At 67.8% G+C, this 17,484-nt stretch carries 17 protein-coding genes; 12 read left to right on the forward strand and 5 right to left on the reverse strand.

The window, feature by feature from the left end; genetic code table 11:
• Nucleotides 1-9 precede the first annotated feature (9 nt).
• The gene (locus tag SR3_RS20820) at nucleotides 10-1,536 is read left to right on the forward strand and encodes a malonate--CoA ligase (protein ID WP_068090309.1); all 1,527 of its coding nucleotides are present in this window, start codon (nucleotides 10-12) and stop codon (nucleotides 1,534-1,536) included.
• Nucleotides 1,536-3,047, forward strand: coding sequence for a carboxylesterase/lipase family protein (locus tag SR3_RS20825; RefSeq protein WP_068090311.1), 1,512 nt, complete (start codon nucleotides 1,536-1,538; stop codon nucleotides 3,045-3,047). The genes SR3_RS20820 and SR3_RS20825 overlap by 1 nt, the downstream gene beginning before the upstream one ends.
• Nucleotides 3,048-3,144: 97 nt before the next feature.
• Here the strand turns inward: SR3_RS20825 and SR3_RS20830 are convergent, their stop codons facing one another.
• Entirely contained in the window at nucleotides 3,145-4,446 is a 1,302-nt protein-coding gene (locus SR3_RS20830) for a malonyl-CoA decarboxylase (protein ID WP_068090312.1), read from the reverse strand.
• 116 nt (nucleotides 4,447-4,562) lie between these two features.
• Nucleotides 4,563-5,465, reverse strand: coding sequence for a hypothetical protein (locus SR3_RS20835; RefSeq protein WP_157099008.1), 903 nt, complete (start codon nucleotides 5,463-5,465; stop codon nucleotides 4,563-4,565).
• A gap of 150 nt (nucleotides 5,466-5,615) precedes the next feature.
• Here SR3_RS20835 and SR3_RS20840 point away from each other — a divergent pair, with 150 nt between their 5' ends.
• From SR3_RS20840 to SR3_RS20865, 6 genes are all read left to right on the forward strand, one after another.
• Complete coding sequence (locus SR3_RS20840) at nucleotides 5,616-6,071, forward strand: EF-hand domain-containing protein (protein WP_068090315.1); 456 nt, start codon at nucleotides 5,616-5,618, stop codon at nucleotides 6,069-6,071.
• Between the two features lie 39 nt (nucleotides 6,072-6,110).
• Nucleotides 6,111-6,677 carry an RNA polymerase sigma factor gene (locus SR3_RS20845; protein ID WP_068090317.1) on the forward strand — a complete coding sequence of 189 codons (567 nt, stop codon included), beginning with the start codon at nucleotides 6,111-6,113 and terminating at the stop codon, nucleotides 6,675-6,677.
• Nucleotides 6,670-7,083, forward strand: a complete 414-nt coding sequence (locus SR3_RS20850; protein WP_068090319.1) for a hypothetical protein — start codon at nucleotides 6,670-6,672, stop codon at nucleotides 7,081-7,083. Before SR3_RS20845 ends, SR3_RS20850 begins: the two co-directional genes overlap by 8 nt.
• Nucleotides 7,083-7,532: a periplasmic heavy metal sensor gene (locus tag SR3_RS20855; RefSeq protein WP_068090320.1), complete on the forward strand. Its 450-nt coding sequence runs from the start codon at nucleotides 7,083-7,085 to the stop codon at nucleotides 7,530-7,532. The genes SR3_RS20850 and SR3_RS20855 overlap by 1 nt, the downstream gene beginning before the upstream one ends.
• 73 nt (nucleotides 7,533-7,605) lie before the next feature.
• Nucleotides 7,606-9,012 carry a DUF1800 domain-containing protein gene (locus SR3_RS20860; protein WP_068090322.1) on the forward strand — a complete coding sequence of 469 codons (1,407 nt, stop codon included), beginning with the start codon at nucleotides 7,606-7,608 and terminating at the stop codon, nucleotides 9,010-9,012.
• A gap of 3 nt (nucleotides 9,013-9,015) precedes the next feature.
• Complete coding sequence (locus tag SR3_RS20865; RefSeq protein WP_245654028.1) at nucleotides 9,016-10,200, forward strand: DUF1501 domain-containing protein; 1,185 nt, start codon at nucleotides 9,016-9,018, stop codon at nucleotides 10,198-10,200.
• A 25-nt stretch (nucleotides 10,201-10,225) separates the two neighbouring features.
• On the opposite strand, the gene SR3_RS20870 is transcribed toward SR3_RS20865, so the two are convergent.
• The 3 genes from SR3_RS20870 to SR3_RS20880 form a co-directional block, all read right to left on the reverse strand.
• On the reverse strand, nucleotides 10,226-10,591 hold the full coding sequence (locus SR3_RS20870) for a response regulator (protein ID WP_068090324.1): 366 nt from the start codon (nucleotides 10,589-10,591) through the stop codon (nucleotides 10,226-10,228).
• Nucleotides 10,588-12,573: a PAS domain-containing sensor histidine kinase gene (locus tag SR3_RS20875; protein WP_169805679.1), complete on the reverse strand. Its 1,986-nt coding sequence runs from the start codon at nucleotides 12,571-12,573 to the stop codon at nucleotides 10,588-10,590. Before SR3_RS20875 ends, SR3_RS20870 begins: the two co-directional genes overlap by 4 nt.
• 94 nt (nucleotides 12,574-12,667) lie before the next feature.
• Nucleotides 12,668-13,636, reverse strand: coding sequence for an NADPH:quinone oxidoreductase family protein (locus SR3_RS20880; protein WP_068090328.1), 969 nt, complete (start codon nucleotides 13,634-13,636; stop codon nucleotides 12,668-12,670).
• A 169-nt stretch (nucleotides 13,637-13,805) separates the two neighbouring features.
• Here SR3_RS20880 and bktB point away from each other — a divergent pair, with 169 nt between their 5' ends.
• The 4 genes from bktB to SR3_RS20900 are packed head-to-tail and all read left to right on the forward strand — an operon-like array spanning nucleotide 13,806 to nucleotide 17,482.
• On the forward strand, nucleotides 13,806-14,987 hold the full coding sequence (bktB, locus tag SR3_RS20885; RefSeq protein ID WP_068090329.1) for a beta-ketothiolase BktB: 1,182 nt from the start codon (nucleotides 13,806-13,808) through the stop codon (nucleotides 14,985-14,987).
• Nucleotides 14,984-15,775, forward strand: coding sequence for an enoyl-CoA hydratase-related protein (locus SR3_RS20890; RefSeq protein ID WP_068090330.1), 792 nt, complete (start codon nucleotides 14,984-14,986; stop codon nucleotides 15,773-15,775). Before bktB ends, SR3_RS20890 begins: the two co-directional genes overlap by 4 nt.
• A 31-nt stretch (nucleotides 15,776-15,806) precedes the next feature.
• The gene (locus tag SR3_RS20895; protein WP_068090331.1) at nucleotides 15,807-16,553 is read left to right on the forward strand and encodes an electron transfer flavoprotein subunit beta/FixA family protein; all 747 of its coding nucleotides are present in this window, start codon (nucleotides 15,807-15,809) and stop codon (nucleotides 16,551-16,553) included.
• Nucleotides 16,553-17,482 carry an electron transfer flavoprotein subunit alpha/FixB family protein gene (locus tag SR3_RS20900; RefSeq protein ID WP_068090332.1) on the forward strand — a complete coding sequence of 310 codons (930 nt, stop codon included), beginning with the start codon at nucleotides 16,553-16,555 and terminating at the stop codon, nucleotides 17,480-17,482. The genes SR3_RS20895 and SR3_RS20900 overlap by 1 nt, the downstream gene beginning before the upstream one ends.
• The last annotated feature ends 2 nt before the right edge of the window (nucleotides 17,483-17,484 follow it).

The following is a 17,484-nucleotide window of genomic DNA, read 5'->3' on the forward strand; positions in this document are numbered from 1 at the left end:
GGAAGCCCGATGCGGCAGGACATGTTTTCCCGGTTTCAGGCGCGCGCGCAGCAGGCTCCCGACGCGCCGTTCCTGATCCTGCCCGATGGCGCGGTGCTGAGCTACGCCGCTGCGCTGGCCCGCAGCGGGCAGATCGCGGGGCTGTTTCGCGCCAAAGGGGTGCAGCCGGGCGACCGCATCGCGGTGCAGGTGGAGAAAAGCGCCACCGCGCTGCTGACCTATCTGGCGGCGCTGCGCATCGGGGCTGTCTATCTGCCGCTTAACACGGGCTATACCTCTGGCGAATTGCGCTTTTTCCTGAGCGATGCCGAGCCCGCCCTGCTGATCCACCGTCCTGAAGACGAAGCCGCCATGGCCGCCCTCTGCGCCGAGATCGGCGTGCCTGCCCGGCTGATGCTGGATGCCGATGGTGGTGGCGAACTCTCCGATCTGGCTGATCAACACGCCGGCGATGCACCGGTTCATGGCGTGCAGGAGGACGATCTGGCCGCCATCCTGTATACATCGGGCACCACGGGCCGCTCGAAGGGGGCGATGCTCAGTCAGGGCAATCTGGCCTCCAATGCGGAGACTTTGCGGGAGTACTGGCGCTATTCGGCAGACGATCGCCTGCTGCATGCCCTGCCGATCTTCCACACGCACGGTCTGTTCGTGGCCACCAACATCACCATCGCGGCGGGCGCCGCGATCATCCTGCTGCCCAGGTTCGACGTGAAGGAGCTGGTGCGGCTGATGCCCCGGGCCAGCGTGCTGATGGGCGTGCCCACCTTCTATTCGCGTCCGTTGGGCGAGCCCGGCTTCACGCGCGAACTGGCCCGCCATATGCGGCTGTTCGTCTCGGGCTCCGCGCCGCTCTCGGCGGAGGTCCACAAGGAATTTTCCGCGCTCACCGGCCATGCCATCCTCGAACGCTATGGCATGACCGAAACCAATATGAACACCTCCAACCCCTATGATGGTGAGCGCGTTCCCGGCAGCGTGGGCTTCCCCCTGCCGGGCGTGGAGCTGCGCATCACCGATCCCGAAACCGGTAACGTCCTGCCTCAGGGCGAGGTCGGCGGTATCGAGGTGCGCGGGCCCAATGTCTTCAAGGGCTATTGGCGCCTGCCAGAGAAGACCGCGGAGGAACTGCGCGCCGACGGTTTCTTCATCACCGGCGATCTGGGCGTGGTGGATGCGCGCGGCTATGTCTCGATCGTGGGGCGGGCCAAGGATCTGATCATCTGCGGCGGCTTCAACGTCTATCCCGCCGAGGTCGAGGCGCTGATCGACGCCATCCCCGGCGTGGCCGAGAGCGCGGTGATCGGCATTCCGCATCCCGATATGGGCGAGGGCGTGGTGGCGGTGGTCCAGTCCCGCAAGCCCGATCTGGACGAGGCGCAGGTGATCGCGGCCCTGTCGGGCGAATTGGCGCGGTTCAAGCAGCCGCGCCGGGTGGTCTTCGTGCCCGAATTGCCGCGCAACACCATGGGCAAGATCCAGAAGAAGCAGCTGCGCGAAACCTATGGCGAGCTTTTCGCGAAAGCCGGAGCCTGATGATCCACCGCCGTGATGCGTTGGCGCTGCTGGGGGCGGCCCCTCTGGCCACCTTGGCGACGCCCGTCCGCGCCGATCCTCAGGCCCTGACCATCGCCACCACCCTTGGCTGGGTGCGAGGGACAGCGCAGGGCGATATCCGCATCTTCACCGGCATCCCCTTTGGCCGCGCGGCGCGCTTTGCCGCGCCGGAACCCGCGCCCCGCTGGCAGGGTGTGCTGGCGGCCACCGAACCGGCCCATGTCGCCCCGCAACCGGGCGGCCAGCCGCTGGCGGGCGCGATGTCGGAAGACTGCCTGCAGCTCAACATCTGGGCGCCCTCCACACCGGGGCCGCATCCGGTGCTGGTCTATATCCATGGCGGTGGCAATGAAGGCGGCTGGAGCGGCGAGGCGGGCACCGCAGGCGACCGCTTCGCCCGCGACGGCGTGGTCTGCGTCACGATGAATTACCGCCTTGGCGCGCTGGGTTTTCTGGAAACGGGGGCCTTGCTGGGCGCGGCCTATCGCGGCAGCGGCAACAACGGGTTGCGCGATCAGCTGCTGGCCCTGCGCTGGGTGAAGGCCAACATCGCGGTTTTCGGCGGTGATCCGCGCCGCGTGACCATCGCGGGGGAGTCAGCGGGGGGCAAGAATGTCGGCTCGCTGATGGGGCTTCCGGCTGCCGACGGCTTTTATGCACAGGCCGCGATGTTCAGCGGCGGAGGGGAGACCGTCCACGCCATGGCGGAGGCCGAGGCTTTCGCACGCCATTACATGGAGGCTTTGGGTGGCAAGGACCGCCTGCTGACGGCTTCGGTGGACGATATTCTGTCGGCGCAGAAGAAGGCCCGCGCAACATGGCCGCGCAACTTTCCCTTTCGCCCGGTGGTCGATGGCGCGCTGATGCCGATGGTGCCGCTGGAGCGGATGCGCAGCGGCAAGACGCCCGGCGTGCCGCTGCTGATCGGCAGCAATGCCGATGAGGGGCGGATGTTCCTGCCCGCAGACCGCGCCGATCAGCCGCTCTCGCCTCAGGCCATTTCCAATGCCACCATGGCGCAGATCGCCGATCTGGAGCGGAGCTATGCGCAGGCCTTCCCCGATCTCTCCCCCGCACAGCGTCACTGGCGTCTGCTGACCGCCGAGGAATATGGCATGCCCTGCCTGCGCATCGCTCTGGCCCATGCGGCGCGCGGGGCCAGCGTGTTCCGCTATCGCCTGACCTATCCGGCGCCCGGCGGTGTCTTCAAGGGGCACACGCCCCATGTGCTGGATGTGCCCTTCACCTTCGACCATGTGACGATCCCCACCTTCGCCCGCTTCTTCGGCACGAGCGCGGCGGACCAGCCCATGGCCGACAGCATGCATGCCGCCATGGTTTCCTTCGTGACTCAGGGCCGCCCGGCGGCGGCGGGTCTGCCGGATTGGGGGCGTTTCAAGGCGGAGGGGCGGGCGACCATGGTCCTCGATCACCAGAGCGCCCTGATCCCCGACCCTGACCGCGCCGAAAGGCTGCTGTGGGGCGTTTAGAGCGTTTTCAAGCCGGGTGGAATCACCCGGCGACTTGGAAAACGCGGTAAAACAAAAAACCTAGAGCGGTTGATCCGATGCAATCGGATCAACCGCTCTAGGCGGGGGCGGTTTCGCGCAGCAGCTTGTGCAGCGCCGGATTGGCGATCACCGTGCCCTCGCGTGAGAAGGCTTCGTGGTTGGCCTCCAGCGTGGCGGGGTCATAGAGGTAATTGACCATCAGCCCGCCCGCCTGCTTCATGCCCTTGGCCGAGGTGTCGCCCATCCAGCACAGGCGCTCCACCCTGGCGCCATTGCCCAGATGGAAGCGCGCCACGGGATCGAGTGGACGGCCCTTGCGGTCTCTGGCCTCAAGAAAATAGCGCGCGGCCAATGCCATGCGTTCGCGGGCTCGCGGGTGATCGGGGGGCAGGTCGGCGGGCAGCTCTTCATCCGCGCCCTGTGTGGAGAGCCAGCGGCGGAAGCCCGGCACCGGCGAGAGCGTGACGAAGGTGTTCAGGCCGGGAAACTCGCCTGACAGGTCGGAGACCACCTGCTTGATCAGGAACTGGCCGAAGGAAATCCCCGCCAGCCCCGGCTGACAATTGGAGATCGAGTAGAACACCGCCACCTGCGCCTGATCGGGGGGCAAGTCCTCGCGGTCCGGGGCCAGCAGCGTCTGGATCGATCCCGGGATTTGCGCGCACAGCGCCACCTCGACGAAGATCAGCGGCTCGTCGGGCATGGCCGGGTGGACGAAGGCGTAGCAGCGCCGGTCTGGGGGCAGCAGGCGGTCGCGCAGTTCGACCCATGTGTCGATGGAATGCACCGCCTCGTAACGGATGATGCGTTCGAGGACATCGGCGGGGCTGGTCCAGTCGATGCGGCGCAGCACCAGAAAACCCCGGTTGAACCATGAGCGCAGCAGATGCGCCAGATCGGCCTCCAGCGGGGCGAGGACGGGGTTGTCGGGCAGCAGCTCCAGCAGATCGGCGCGCAGCCGCACCAGATCGGCGGTGGCCGCGGGGGCCTGATTGAGGCGGCGCAGCAGTTCCTGACGCGGCGGTTCGGCGGCTTTGGTCACGGCGGCCAGAGCGATGGGGCCGGGCGCGGCCTGATAGGCGCTCCATGCCGCCGCGATGCTTTCGGGCGCGGGGGCGAAGTCATTGGCGAGCCCGGTGAAGAAGGCGCGTTTTTCATCGGGCTCCAAAGCGGCGTAGGCGGCCAGCATGCGCCTGGCGATGCCCACGCCCGAGGACTGGCTGCGCTCCCCCAGCAGGTCGCGGGCCATGGCCAGCAGGCTCTGCGCGCTGACCGGCTGCGCGGGCGCGGCGGGGCGCGGGCGCCATGGCGGGCGGATCGTGCGGGCCCGTTCGAACACGGTGTCGAGCAGGGCGCTCATGCGGTTGGCGCGCGGCATCGCTGGTCTCCATCACGGTGATTCGCGTGAATGCAGGATACAGGTATTTTCGACTTCTCGTATGCGTGAATTGCTTATGCGCGATATTCTGGACGCAGATTGCGATAAGCAACGCGTCAGGGGCAGTGTTTGACCTCATCGCTCAGCACGTTCGACATGCACTCCTTCAACTCCTTGAGCCGGTCGGCCACCGGCTTCCTGTCGATGGAGATCGAGTCCGGGTTGAAGCGGTCCCTGCTGTCATTCACATTGCCGCCCCACAGCTTCCAGTCGGCGGGCAGCCTGAAACGCGCGGCGATGGTGCGCCGGGCCTGATCCGCCGCCCATTCTTCTCTTTTCGGGGCAGCTTTTTGGGGATCGGGCTTTTTCGGGTCCGCAGCCGGGCGGGTGCGGATCAGCTTGCGATATTCCTCGTGATAGGCCTGATTGATGGCGATGGTGCGGTCATCGGCGATATGGCCGGGCTGGGCCACGAAGATCGCCCAGAGAGTCTTGTCGTTCCACACCGAGCGGTTGGGGACCGGGTTGTAATAGGCATGGGCCAGTTCGCGCAGCACATCGGGCACATCGCGGGAGATGTTGCGCAGCAGCGTCACCTTCACGGATTCGGCTCCGGCGTCATGCGCGGCCTGGCTGATGGCGATGATGGTGGCAGCCCAGCGGTTGCGGTCGTCTCCGGTGACGATGGCGCGGATCTGCGCCACCTTGATGCCGCCCACGAAGCTGTCGGTGTAGACGTAGCTCTCCACATCGTAGGGCGCGGCGGGAACGGTGGACGTCACGCTGCTGAGGGTGGCCGCATTGTCCCCCGCATTGGCCGGGGAGGCCGGGCGAACCGCCAGCCCCACGCCGCCCAGCGCCAGCACGGCCAGCGCGCCGCCAAAACCAAGGCCGATGTCCCGGCCTGACAGGGACTGGCCCTTCCGCTTGAGCAAAAAGGGCAGGACAAGCCCCGCCAGCAGAGCCAGCACCCCGATGACAACCAGCGAGATCAGGGAGCCCCCTATAACATCTCTCATACCGCCCATTAACGCCGTGATGCACAAGGCGTTCCGCCGGGCAGTTCGGGTAAAGACGGCATGCGTGAAAAAATCTTCGCTCCTGCGCGACGGAAGCCGCGTCGCGCTGCGTTCAAGCTGCATTCGCCCTGAACCTTCAAGGAGGCCCTGATGCGTTTCTCTCCTTTTCTGCTGGCCGGTCTGGTGCTGGCCCAACCCGCTTTCACCCTGACCGCTTCGGCCCAGAGCACCGATGAGGTGCCCGCGCCTGCTCACGGGAAGCCCCTCACGCTTGACCAGTTCCTTTCGCGCCAGACCGCGCGTATCATGGCCGCCGACACCGATGGCGATGGCCGCGTCAGCAAGGCCGAGATGATGGCCGCCGCCTCCGGGGGCAAGGGCGGAGAAGCGCGCGGCAACCCCGAGCGCCGGTTCGACCGGATGGACACCAACCATGACGGCTATCTGGACAAGGATGAAATCCGCGCCGCGCTCACCCAGCGGTTCCAGCGCATGGACCGCAATGGCGATGGCGTCCTCACCCCTGACGAGCGCGTGGGGCAGCGGGGCGGCGGGCGCGCCAATCAGGGCGGCGGCGCGATGCCTGCCCCAGCGCAGCAGCCTTGATCCCTTGCGGCCTTCCCCTGCCATGCGCGCAGGCCCGGCTTGACCGAGCCCGATCCCGACACCGCGCTGATCGAGCGCATGGGGCAAGGCGACGAGGGTGCGGTGCGCCAGTTCGTCACCGCCCGCTTGCCGCGCGTGCTGGCTTTGGGCCTGCGTCTGCTGCGCGATCATGCCGAGGCCGAGGATGTGGCGCAGGAGGCGTTCACCCGCGCCTGGCGTCAGGCCCCGCGCTGGCAGCCCGGGCAGGGCCGCTTCGACACGTGGCTGCATACGGTGACGCTCAACCTGTGCCGCGACCGGCTGCGCCGCAAACGCCATGCGCCGGCGCCGGGGGGCGAGGATCTGCCCGATCCGCCCGACCCGCAGCCGCGCGCCGATGCGATGCTGGAGGCCTCGGCGCGGGGGCAGGCGGTGGCGCAGGCCATCGCGACCCTGCCCGAACGCCAGCGCGAGGCGATCCTGCTGGTGCATTATCAGGATATGAGCAACATCGCGGCGGCGCAGGTGCTGGACATCAGCGTCGAGGCGCTGGAAAGCCTGCTGGCGCGCGGGCGCCGCGCGTTGAAGCAGCATTTTGCCCAAAAGGAAGGTTGGCGCGATGAGTGAAGCCCTGACACTGGCCCGCTTCGCCGAACTGGCGCAGGCCTATGGAGGCGAGATCGCCCGCTGGCCCGCCGAGGTGCAGGATGCGGCGCGGCGCATGGCGGACCAGCCCGAGGCCCGCGCCCTGCTGGCGGAAGAGGCAGACCTCGATGCGCGCCTCGATCTTTGGACGGTGGCCGCGCCTTCGCCGCAGCTGCGTCAGGCGGTGGCGGCATCGTGGCAGGCTCCGCTGGGCAAGCGGGTGCGGCTGTGGTGGTCGGCGCTGGGGCTGGGCGCGGCTTTGGCCGGGGCCGGGGCCGGGCTGGCCTTTGCTTCGCTCAGCGGGGTGGCGCTGCCCTCGGGCTCGCTCACGCCCTCCTCCAGCTTCGAGGCCACGGCCTTTGGCGATTTCAGTCCGGGAGAAGGATGATGAGTCCACGCAGCTTGCGGATCGTCCTTTTGGTTTCGATCCTGCTCAACATCTTTCTGGTCGCGGGGGGGATTGCCGCCTTCACCCGCCTGCAGCTCAAGGCTCCGATGATCGGTGCCGGTGCCATGCGCATCGCGGGCGCGGATCTGCCCAGGGAGGAGCGTAAGGCTCTGCGCCAGACCCTGCGCGCCGCCCGCAAGGAGGTGCAGCCGATGGTGCAGGACAACCGTTCCCGCCGCGATGAGGCCGCCCAATTGCTGAGCGCCCCGGTGGTCGACCAGCCCGCGCTGCTGGCGGCCTTGCAGAAGGTGCGCGAGGGCGATGTGGCCCTGCGCGCCCATGTCGAGGAGCGCGCCGTTCCCTTTATCGCCACCTTGCCTCAGGCCGATCGCGTCAAGCTGGCCGAAAGCCTGCAACGCAGGGGCATGCTGAAGAAAGCGGCACCATAGCGCGACGGAAAACCCGCCCCGGCGCGTTCAACGCATAAGGTTCACAGGGGCAGACCCATCAAGGACAGCATCCATGCCGGTTTCCCATGCTCTTTCCCCTCAGGCGATTGCGCTGAACCGTTTCGGGCTGGGCGCCAGCCCCGGCGCGGCGCCTGACAATCCGCGTGGCTGGCTGCTGGACCAGTTCGCCCGCTTCGAACCGCGCAGCGCCGGTTTCGCCGCGCTGCCGGACGCCGGGGCGATGGTCACCGCCTATCAGGCCGAGCGCCGCATGGAGCGGCAGAACCAGCCTGCCGCCAACACGCCCGGCGTAAAAGACCCTGCCCTGCTCGCCGCGCGGCAGGATTATGGCCAGCAGGTGCAGGCGCTTTATCGCGCGGCGGTGCAGGCGCGCAGCGATGCCGCGCTGCAGACGCAGGCGCCTTTCATCGAGCGGATGGTCCATTTCTGGTCGAACCATTTTTGCGTCTCGGTCGATAATCAACCGGTCACGGCCTATGCCGGTTCCTTCGAGCGCGATGCGATCCGCACCCATGTGCTGGGCCGCTTCGAGGATATGGCCATGGCGGTGGAGCATCATCCCGCCATGCTGATCTACCTCAATCAGAACCAGTCGATCGGGCCGGGCAGCATGGCGGCGCAGCGCAGTCGTCTGGGCGGCGATCCGGCCAGGCGGCGCGGCCTGAACGAAAACCTTGCTCGCGAAATCATGGAGCTGCACACGCTGGGCGTGCGCAGCGGCTACACGCAGGCCGATGTCACCGAATTCGCCCGCGCGTTGACCGGCTGGACCGTCGGCGGGCAGGACAGCGACCGCCCCGGCAATTTCCTCTTCCGCGACCGCCAGCATGAGCCGGGCGCGCGCCGCATCCTGGGCAAGACCTACCATCAGGAGGGCGAGCATCAGGCCCGCGCCGCTCTGGCTGATTTCACCCATGCGCCCGCCACCGCCACCCATATCGCCACCAAGCTGGCGCGCCATTTTGCGGGCGATACGCCGCCGCCGGCCATGGTGGCGCGGCTGGCGGGCGTGTTCACCAGCAGCGGCGGCGATCTGCCCACGCTCTACAAGGCGCTGATCGACAGCCCGGAGGCATGGCTGCCTCAGCCGCTCAAGTTCAAGACGCCATGGGAATGGACGATCTCGGCCCTGCGCGGGCTGGGGCGCGGCGAGACCGGCGCGATCCAGATGGCCGCCGTGCAGCGACAATTGGGCCAGCCGGTGTGGAAGCCGGGCTCGCCCGCCGGATGGGACGATGTCAGCGCGAGTTGGATCGCGCCCGATGCGCTGATGCGCCGGGTGGAATTCGCCCAGCGGCTGGTCTCGCCCCTGGGCGATCAGATCGATGCGCGGGCTTTGGCCCCGCGCCTGCTGCCCGCCTCGCTCGATCCGGCGACCGCCGGGCAGGTGGCGATGGCGGAAAGCCCGGCCAGCGCTCTGGCGCTGCTGCTGGTGTCCCCCGATTTTCTGCGGAGATAGGCTATGAACCATCCCATCCTTGGTCGACGTCGTTTCATCGCCTGTGCTGGCGCGGGGCTGGGCGCGATGCTGGTCTCGCCGCAACTGGTGCTGGCCGCAGCGCAAACCGAGCGGCGCTTTATCTTCATCATCCAGCGCGGCGCCGCCGATGGGCTGAACATCGTGGCGCCCTATGCCGATCCGGCTTATGCGCGGTTGCGCGGCGATCTGGCCATCGATCCGGCTACGGCCACCAAGCTGGATGGCACCTTTGCGCTGCATCCTTCGCTGAAGCAGACGGCGGCGATGTTCGCGGCCAAACAGGCGCTGTTTGTCCATGCCGCCGCCTCGCCCTATCGCGACCGTTCGCATTTCGACGGGCAGAACGTGCTGGAGACCGGCGGCATCCAGCCCTACCAGACCCGCGACGGCTGGCTCAACCGCCTGACCGGCATGCTGCCGGCGGTGCAAGGTCAGCGAGGGGGGCATGGCAGCGACGGCGCCATCGCCATTGCCGCCACTGTGCCTCAGGCCCTGCGCGGGAGCGTGGAGGTCTCCAGCTATGCGCCCTCGGCGCTGCCTCAGCCCTCGGACGATCTGATGATGCGGGTGGGCCAGCTTTACGCGCATGACGAGCAGTTCCACCCGGCATGGTCCGCCGCTCTGGCCGCGCGCGATCTGGCCGAGGGCACGGGGGCGAAGCAAGACCCGGCCTCGCTGGGGCGTCTGACCGCCAGTTTCCTCACCAAACCCGCGGGCCCGCGCATCGCAATGCTGGAAACCAGCGGCTGGGACACGCATAATGCCCAGAACAACCGGCTGGCGGCGCAATTGAAGGCGCTCGACACGTTGCTGGCGTCGTTGCGTGACGGGCTGGGGCCGGTCTGGGCGCAGACCACGGTGGTGGTCGCCACCGAATTCGGGCGGACCGCCGCCGTGAACGGCACCGGCGGCACCGATCATGGCACGGGGTCTGTGGCATGGGTGCTGGGCGGCGGCGTGCGCGGCGGGCGCGTGGTGGCGGACTGGCCGGGGCTGGCCGGCAATCAGCTTTACCAGAACCGCGATCTGCGGCCCACCATCGGCCTCGATGCGCTGATCGCCGGGGTGGCGGGCGAGGCGCTGGCGCTCGATCCCGATCATGTGGCGCGGGTGCTGTTTCCGCTGGCGGGCGGGGCGAAGCCGCTGACGGGGCTGGTTTCGGCCTAGAGATTGCCGGCGCGCTGCGGGCGGATCATGCCGGCTTGATGATGTCGGCCATCGTGCGGATCAGAACCGGCATATCCAGCGGCTTGGCGCAGCTGACGGCGTGCGGATAGAGGTCCGCCACCGCCTCGTCGTCATAGCCGCTGGCGAAGAGGAAGGGGACGTTGCGCTCGGTCAACAGATCCGCGATGGGAAAGCTGGTGCCGTCGCCAAGGCTGATGTCCAGCACGGCGCCATCGATGTGCGGCTCCTGCGCGATCCGGGCCAGAGCCCGTTCCAGCGAGGGTTCCGGGCCGATCACCTCGGCGCCAGCTTCCTCCAGCTCGTTGCAGATGTCCTGCGCCAGCATGAACTGGTCCTCGACCACCAGAATGCGGTAACGGGCAAGGGTCATCGCAGGCTCTCCGCGCGGGTCTTGTTCGAGACCGGCAGGGCGATGGAGCATCGCACCCCGTCATCCCCCAGCACATAGCTGGTCTGCGCGCCGAACTGATAGGGCAGGGCCTGCTCGATCAGGACGCGGCCCTGCCCGGTGCCCAATTCCGTTTTGCGCGTGGGGCAGGGGGCAGGCGGCATGGTCACGCCGCTTTCCTGCCACGCCACATGCAGCCATGGCTGCTCCGCGTCATCCTGCTCCACATGCCAGCGCACGGTCAGCTGCGCCCCGGCCTGCCCCAGCGCGCCATATTTGATCGCATTGGTGGTGAGTTCGTGAAGCGCCATGGCCAGAGTCTGCACCATCTGAGAGCGCAGCGCGACCCCTTGCGGGCCCTCCAGCACCACGCTGTTCCGCTCAGGCTGGAACACGCCCGCCGCGTCGAATTCGGCGTGGATCAGCTCGTCGAAGGTGATGCGGCCATCGTCCTTCAGGCGGGAGAGCAGGCGCTGCGCCCGGGCCAGCGCGGCGATGCGGTCGCGGAATTTGCCGCGAAAGTCCTCAAGGCTGGCGCTTGATTTGATGGTGGCCTCGGCGGTGGCGCGCACCATGCCCATCAGGTTGAAGGTGCGGTGCTGCAATTCGGCGACCAGGACCTGCTGGCGTTCCTGCAACCGGTGGATTTCATGCGTGTCGACCGCCGCGCCGAACCAGCGTTCGATCGTGCCCCGCGCGTCGCGCACCGGCACATGGCGCAGCAGATGCCAGCGATAGGCGCCATGCCGGGCGCTGTGAATGCGCTGCTGCCGCTCGATTGGCTCGCCGCTGGCGAGGGCATGGGCAAAGGCCTCGCGCAGGATGGGCCGATCCTCGGGCGGCAGCGCGGCGAGCCAGTCCGCATCGCCGGCCTCCTCCGGCCTCTGCCCGGTGTAGGCCCACCAGCCTTCGGAGACGGCCATGCCGGTCCCCGCGGGATCGCTCGACCACAGCAGGGCGGGCACCAGCTCAAGCGTCAGCCGCTGCTGCTCCTGCATGGCGCGCAGGGCAGCCTCGGCGCGGGCCTGTTCGACGGCGGCCCAGGTTCGCTCGGCGGTGTCCTGCGCCAGCACCACCTCATGGGCGCTCCACGCTCTGGGCGCGCTGGCATGGACGGTCAGGCCGCAGACGAAGCGGCCCTGCTTGAGCAGCATCACGCTGATATAGGCCCGCACCTGAATGGCCGCCAGATGCCCGGCTTCCTCAAGGCTATGGGCCAGGGCGACATCCCCGACCACCAGCGGCGACTGGCCATCCACATGCTTGTCGAACAGGGTGCTGCCGAAGCTTTCGACCGGATAGCGCCCGACCAGCGAGGGCACGCCCCGCGCGCTGTCGCGCAGGATCACATAATCGCCATCCTCGATCTCGTAATAGGCGCAGCGGCTTGACCCCAACTGGGTGTTGAGCAGACGGGTGGCGGCGCTCATGACCTCTTCCGGGGCATTGAGCGGCCGCAGAGCGTCGGCCAGCCCAAGGAGGAAGCTCTGCCTTTCCTCATTCTCGCGCAGGGTCCGCTCGGCCAGCTCGGCGCGTTTGCTCGCGGAGGTGTCCACCGTGACATTGAGCAGCCCCGCCACAGCCCCGCCCTCGTCGCGGATCGGTGAGTAGGAGAAGGTCCACCATGTCTCTTCACGATAGCCATGGCGCTCCATGATCAGCGGCATGTCTTCGAAGCACACGGTTTCCCCGGCGAAGACGCGGGTGACCAGCGGCGCGATTTCGTCCCAGATTTCGGGCCAGGCCTTGCTGAAGGGCAGGCCGAGCGCCTGAGGGTGGCGCTCGCCCAGCATGGGGGCATAGGCGTCGTTGTAGAGGATGGTGCGCTCCGGCCCCCAGGCCAGTTGCATCGCATGGCCGGAGCCCAGAACGATGTCGATCGCCGTCCTGAGCGGCTGCGGCCATGCCGCCATGGGGCCGAGCGGGGTTGCCGCCCAGTCGAAATCATGGATGCGGGCGGACATCTCTCCACCCGCCACAAGCAGGTCTGTGGTGCGGTTGTCAGGCATACGCGACGATAACGCAGGAATGCCTTTCGGGTGCCGCGGGCCCTGCGCTTTATGCCATGGTCAGCGCCGCCTTGCCAGCCAGACGGCGCTGGGCGAGGCGATCAAGCACGTCAGGCCCCCCGGCCAGCGGGGCAAGCTGTATGTCGGGCCGGGGCATGCGGCCATCGGCCATCATGCGGAAGACCTCGGCCATGTTGGCGCGATGCGTTTCGGGCTCACGGGTGGTGAAGGCGCCCCAGAACACGCCGATCAGCGCGGCGGATTTGAGCAGGGGCAGATTGAGCGGCAGCGAGGGGATCGTGCCGCTGGCGAACCCCACCACTAGATGCCGCCCGTTCGGGGCCAGAGCGCGAAAGGCGGTCTCGCTCTGCGCGCCGCCCACCGGATCGACCACCACATCGAGCGGCCCGCCGGCCTTCAGCGCCTCACGCAGGTCGCGGTTGGCGGTGTCGATCAGTTCGGCGGCGCCCTGACGCTGCGCCAGCGCCAGCTTTTCCGCGCTGGAGGCCGCCGCGATCACCTGCGCGCCCATCGCCGCCCCCAGCGCCACGGCGGCCAGCCCCACGCCGCCACCCGCGCCCAGCACCAGCAGCCTTTCCCCCGGGGCCAGCGCGGCGCGCTGGCGCAGCGCGTGGATCGCCGTGCCATAGGTCATCAACACGCTGCTGCCGACGGCGAAATCCACCTCGTCCGGCAAGGCCACAAGCCGCGAGGCATCCACCGCCACCGCCTCGGCAAAGCCGCCCTGCAGGGTCATGGCGCAGACCCGGTCGCCGATGCGCCAGCCTTCAACGCCGTCGCCCAGCGCCTCGATCACCCCGGCCACCTCGCTGCCGGGGATCAGGGGGGGATCGGCCTTGATCTGATAGCGGCCCTCGATGATCAGCGTGTCGGGGAAATTGACCCCGGCGGCATGGATGCGCACGCGCACCTGCCCGGCGGCGGGTTCGGGCAGCGGCCAGTCGCGCAGCACCAGCGTTTGGGGTGGGCCGAATGTTTCGCAGACCAGCGCGCGCATGCATCTCTCTCCCAACAGTCTCTTGAATCGCTGCTTACGTTAAAAATGCACTCTAATGCAAATTTATAATGGACAGAGCCTGCCCGCCACGCATAGGATCACAGCAAGGCCGGGCATGGTCTGACGCGATCGGCCATGCGAGTCGAAGCTATTTTGGGAGAGAAGACCGGTGAGCGCAATTTACATCGTCAGTGGCGTGCGCACTGCGATCGGCGATTTCGGCGGCGGGCTGAAAAGCCTGATGCCATCGGACCTTGCCGGGCTGGTCGCTGCCGAGGCGCTGGCGCGTTCGGGGCTGGCGGCGCAGGATGTCGGCCATGTGGTGTTCGGGCAGGTGGTGCCGTCGAGTTCGAAGGATGCCTATGTCGCGCGCGTGGCTTCGCTCAAGGCGGGGTTGCCGGTGGCGGTGCCCGCGCTGACGGTCAACCGGCTGTGCGGATCGGGGTTGCAGGCGCTGGTCTCGGCGGCGCAGATGATGATGCTGGGCGAGGCCGACGTCACCATCGCGGGCGGGGTGGAGAGCATGTCCAACGCGCCCTATCACGATCATGGCCAGCGCTGGGGCCGCAAGATGGGCGATGCCACGCTGGTCGACGCGCTGGTGCAGGCGCTGACCGATCCCATGGCCGACTGCCATATGGGCATCACCGCCGAAAACGTGGCCGAGCGCTATGGCGTGACCCGCGCGGATCAGGATGCTCTGGCGGCGGAGGGCCATGCCCGCGCCACGCGCGCCATCGCCGAGGGGCGCTTCAGGGAGCAGATCCTGCCCATCGAAATCAAGAGCCGCAAGGGGGTGACTGTCTTCGATACCGATGAGCATCCGCGCGCGGATGTTTCGGCGGAGAGTCTTGCCGGGTTGAAGCCGGTGTTCAGGAAGGATGGCACTGTCACCGCCGCCAATGCCAGCGGCATCAACGATGGCGCTGCGGCGCTGCTGCTGGCCACGGAGGCTGTGGTGGCGGCGCGGGGGGTGAAGCCCCTGGCGCGCATTGTCAGCTGGGGGCATGCCGGGGTCGATCCGGCCTATATGGGCGTGGGGCCGGTGCAGGCGGTGCCGATCGCGCTGGAACGCGCCGGGCTGACGCTGGCCGATATGGATGTGATTGAGGCCAATGAGGCCTTTGCCGCTCAGGCGCTGGCCGTGGCGCGGGAATTGGGCTTCGATTCCGAAAAGCTCAACCCCAATGGCAGCGGTGTCGCGCTGGGGCATCCCATCGGCGCGACCGGCGCGATCCTGACGGTGAAGGCGGCCTATGAGTTGCGGCGGGTGGGTGGGCGCTATGCCCTCATCACCATGTGCATTGGCGGCGGTCAGGGCATCGCCATGGTGATCGAGGCTGTGTCATGAGCGACGCGCGTTTCATCAACAGCAGCCGGGTGGGCGATGTCGTCACGCTGGCGCTCAACCGGCCCGAGAAGCTCAATGCGCTGACGCCTGCGGTCTTTGCCCAGTTGAGTGAAGCGATCGACGCCGCCTTGGCGCAGGGCGCCCGCGCTCTGGTGCTGACCGGCGAGGGGCGCTTCTTTTGCTCGGGCGCGGATATTCAGCCCGATGGGGTGGGATATGAAGGCCTACCCAGAGATCTGGGGGCGCTGATCGATGCCGCCTACAATCCCTTCGCCCGCAAGCTGGCGGCGCTGGAGATCCCGGTGGTCACGGCGCTGAACGGGCCTTGCGCCGGGGCCGGGCTCAGCGTGGCGCTGGCGGGCGATATCGTGGTGATGGGGGAAAGTGGCTATCTGCTGCTGGCCTTCGTCAACATCGGGCTGGTGCCCGATGCCGGCGCGACCTGGCTGGTGGCGCGCAGCGCGGGCCGGGCGCGGGCGCTGGAGATGGCGCTGTTGGGCGAAAGGATGGGCGCAGCGGAGGCCAAGGCCGCCGGTCTGGTGACGCGGGTTGTGCCCGATGAGGCGGTGCTGGGTGAGGCGCAGGCTTTGGCCGCAAGGCTGGCGGCGGGGCCGACGCGGGCCATCGGCATGATCCGGCGCCAGGTGGCTTCGGCGCTGGAGCAAGGCTTCGACGCCACGCTGGACATCGAGCGGGACAACCAGTCCATCGCCGGGCGCAGCGCGGATTTTGCCGAGGCGATCCGCGCTTTCGGCGAAAAGCGCAAACCGGATTTTTCAGGCCGCTGAGGCGGTTTCAGACAGTTTCGAAAGGGATATCATGAAGATCCTTGTGCCTGTGAAGCGGGTTCTCGATTACAATGTGAAGCCGCGTGTGAAGGCGGATGGCTCGGGCGTGGACCTGGCCAACGTCAAGATGAGCATCAATCCCTTCGACGAGATCGCTGTCGAGGAAGCCGTCCGTCTGAAGGAAAAGGGCATCGCCAGCGAGGTCGTGGTGGTCTCCATCGGCGGCGCCAAATCCAGCGAGACCCTGCGCTCGGCGCTGGCGATGGGCGCCGACCGCGCGATCCATGTGCTGAGCGAAAGCGAGGTGGAGCCGCTGGCCGTCGCCAAGATCCTGAAGGGCGTGGCGGGCGAGGAAGCGCCCGATCTGGTGATCCTGGGCAAGCAGGCCATCGATGACGACAGCAATCAGGTCGGCCAGATGCTGGCCGCGCTGATCGGCCGCCCGCAAGGCACTTTCGCCAGCAAGGTTGAGGTTGAGGGTGACGCCGTGCTGGTCACGCGCGAAGTCGATGGCGGTCTGGAAACTGTGAAGCTGGCCCTGCCCGCCGTGGTGACCACCGATCTGCGCCTGAACGAGCCGCGCTATGCGTCTTTGCCGAACATCATGAAGGCCAAATCCAAGCCGCTCAGCACCAAGGCGCCTGCGGATTACGGCGTGGATACGGCGGCGCGTCTGACGGTGTTGAAGGTTGTGGAACCGGCGGTGCGGCAGGCGGGGGTGAAGGTGCCCGATGTCGAGGCGCTGGTGGAAAAACTCAAGGAATTGGGAGTCGCGTGATGAAGGTTCTGGTCTGGGCCGAGCATGAGCAGGGTGCTCTGAAAGATGCGACGCTGAGTGCGGTGACCGCCGCCGCCGGGCTGGGCGCGGTGGATGTGCTGGTGGCGGGCGACAGCGCCGGGAGCGTGGGCGCTCAGGCGGCGCAGATCGCTGGCGTCGAAAAGGTGCTGGTGGCGGGCGATGCTGCCTATGCCCATGGGCTGCCGGAGAATGTCGCGCCGCTGGTGGTCGCTCTGATGGCGGGGTACGATGCTTTTGTGGCCCCGGCCACCACCACAGGCAAGAACATCGCGCCGCGCGTGGCCGCGCTGCTGGATGTGGCGCAGATTTCCGAAATCCTCAGCGTGGAGGGGCCCAAGACCTTCACCCGCCCGATCTATGCCGGCAATGCCATCGCCACGGTGGAAAGCAGCGATGCGAAACTGGTGATCACCGTGCGTGGCACCGCCTTCGCCAAGGCTGCGCGCGAGGGCGGCAGCGCTGCGGTGGAGACCGTGGCGGGCACGGGCGAGGCGGGCCTTTCCAGCTTCGTCGGTGCGGAAATCGCCCAGAGCGAGCGGCCCGAACTGACCAGCGCCAAGGTGATCGTCTCGGGCGGGCGGGCCCTGAAGGATTCCGAGACCTTCGCCGCCACCATCCTGCCGCTAGCCGACAAGCTGAAGGCAGCGGTGGGCGCATCGCGCGCGGCGGTGGATGCGGGCTATGTCTCCAACGATCATCAGGTGGGGCAGACCGGCAAGATCGTCGCGCCGGAGGTTTACATTGCCGTCGGCATCAGCGGGGCGATCCAGCATCTGGCGGGGATGAAGGACAGCAAAACCATCATCGCCATCAACAAGGATGAAGACGCGCCGATCTTCCAGATCGCCGACATCGGGCTGGTCGCGGATCTTTACAGCGCCGTGCCCGATCTGGTGGCGAGGGTCTGAGC

The sequence above is a fragment of the Novosphingobium rosa NBRC 15208 genome, assembly GCF_001598555.1.
GTDB lineage: Bacteria > Pseudomonadota > Alphaproteobacteria > Sphingomonadales > Sphingomonadaceae > Novosphingobium > Novosphingobium rosa.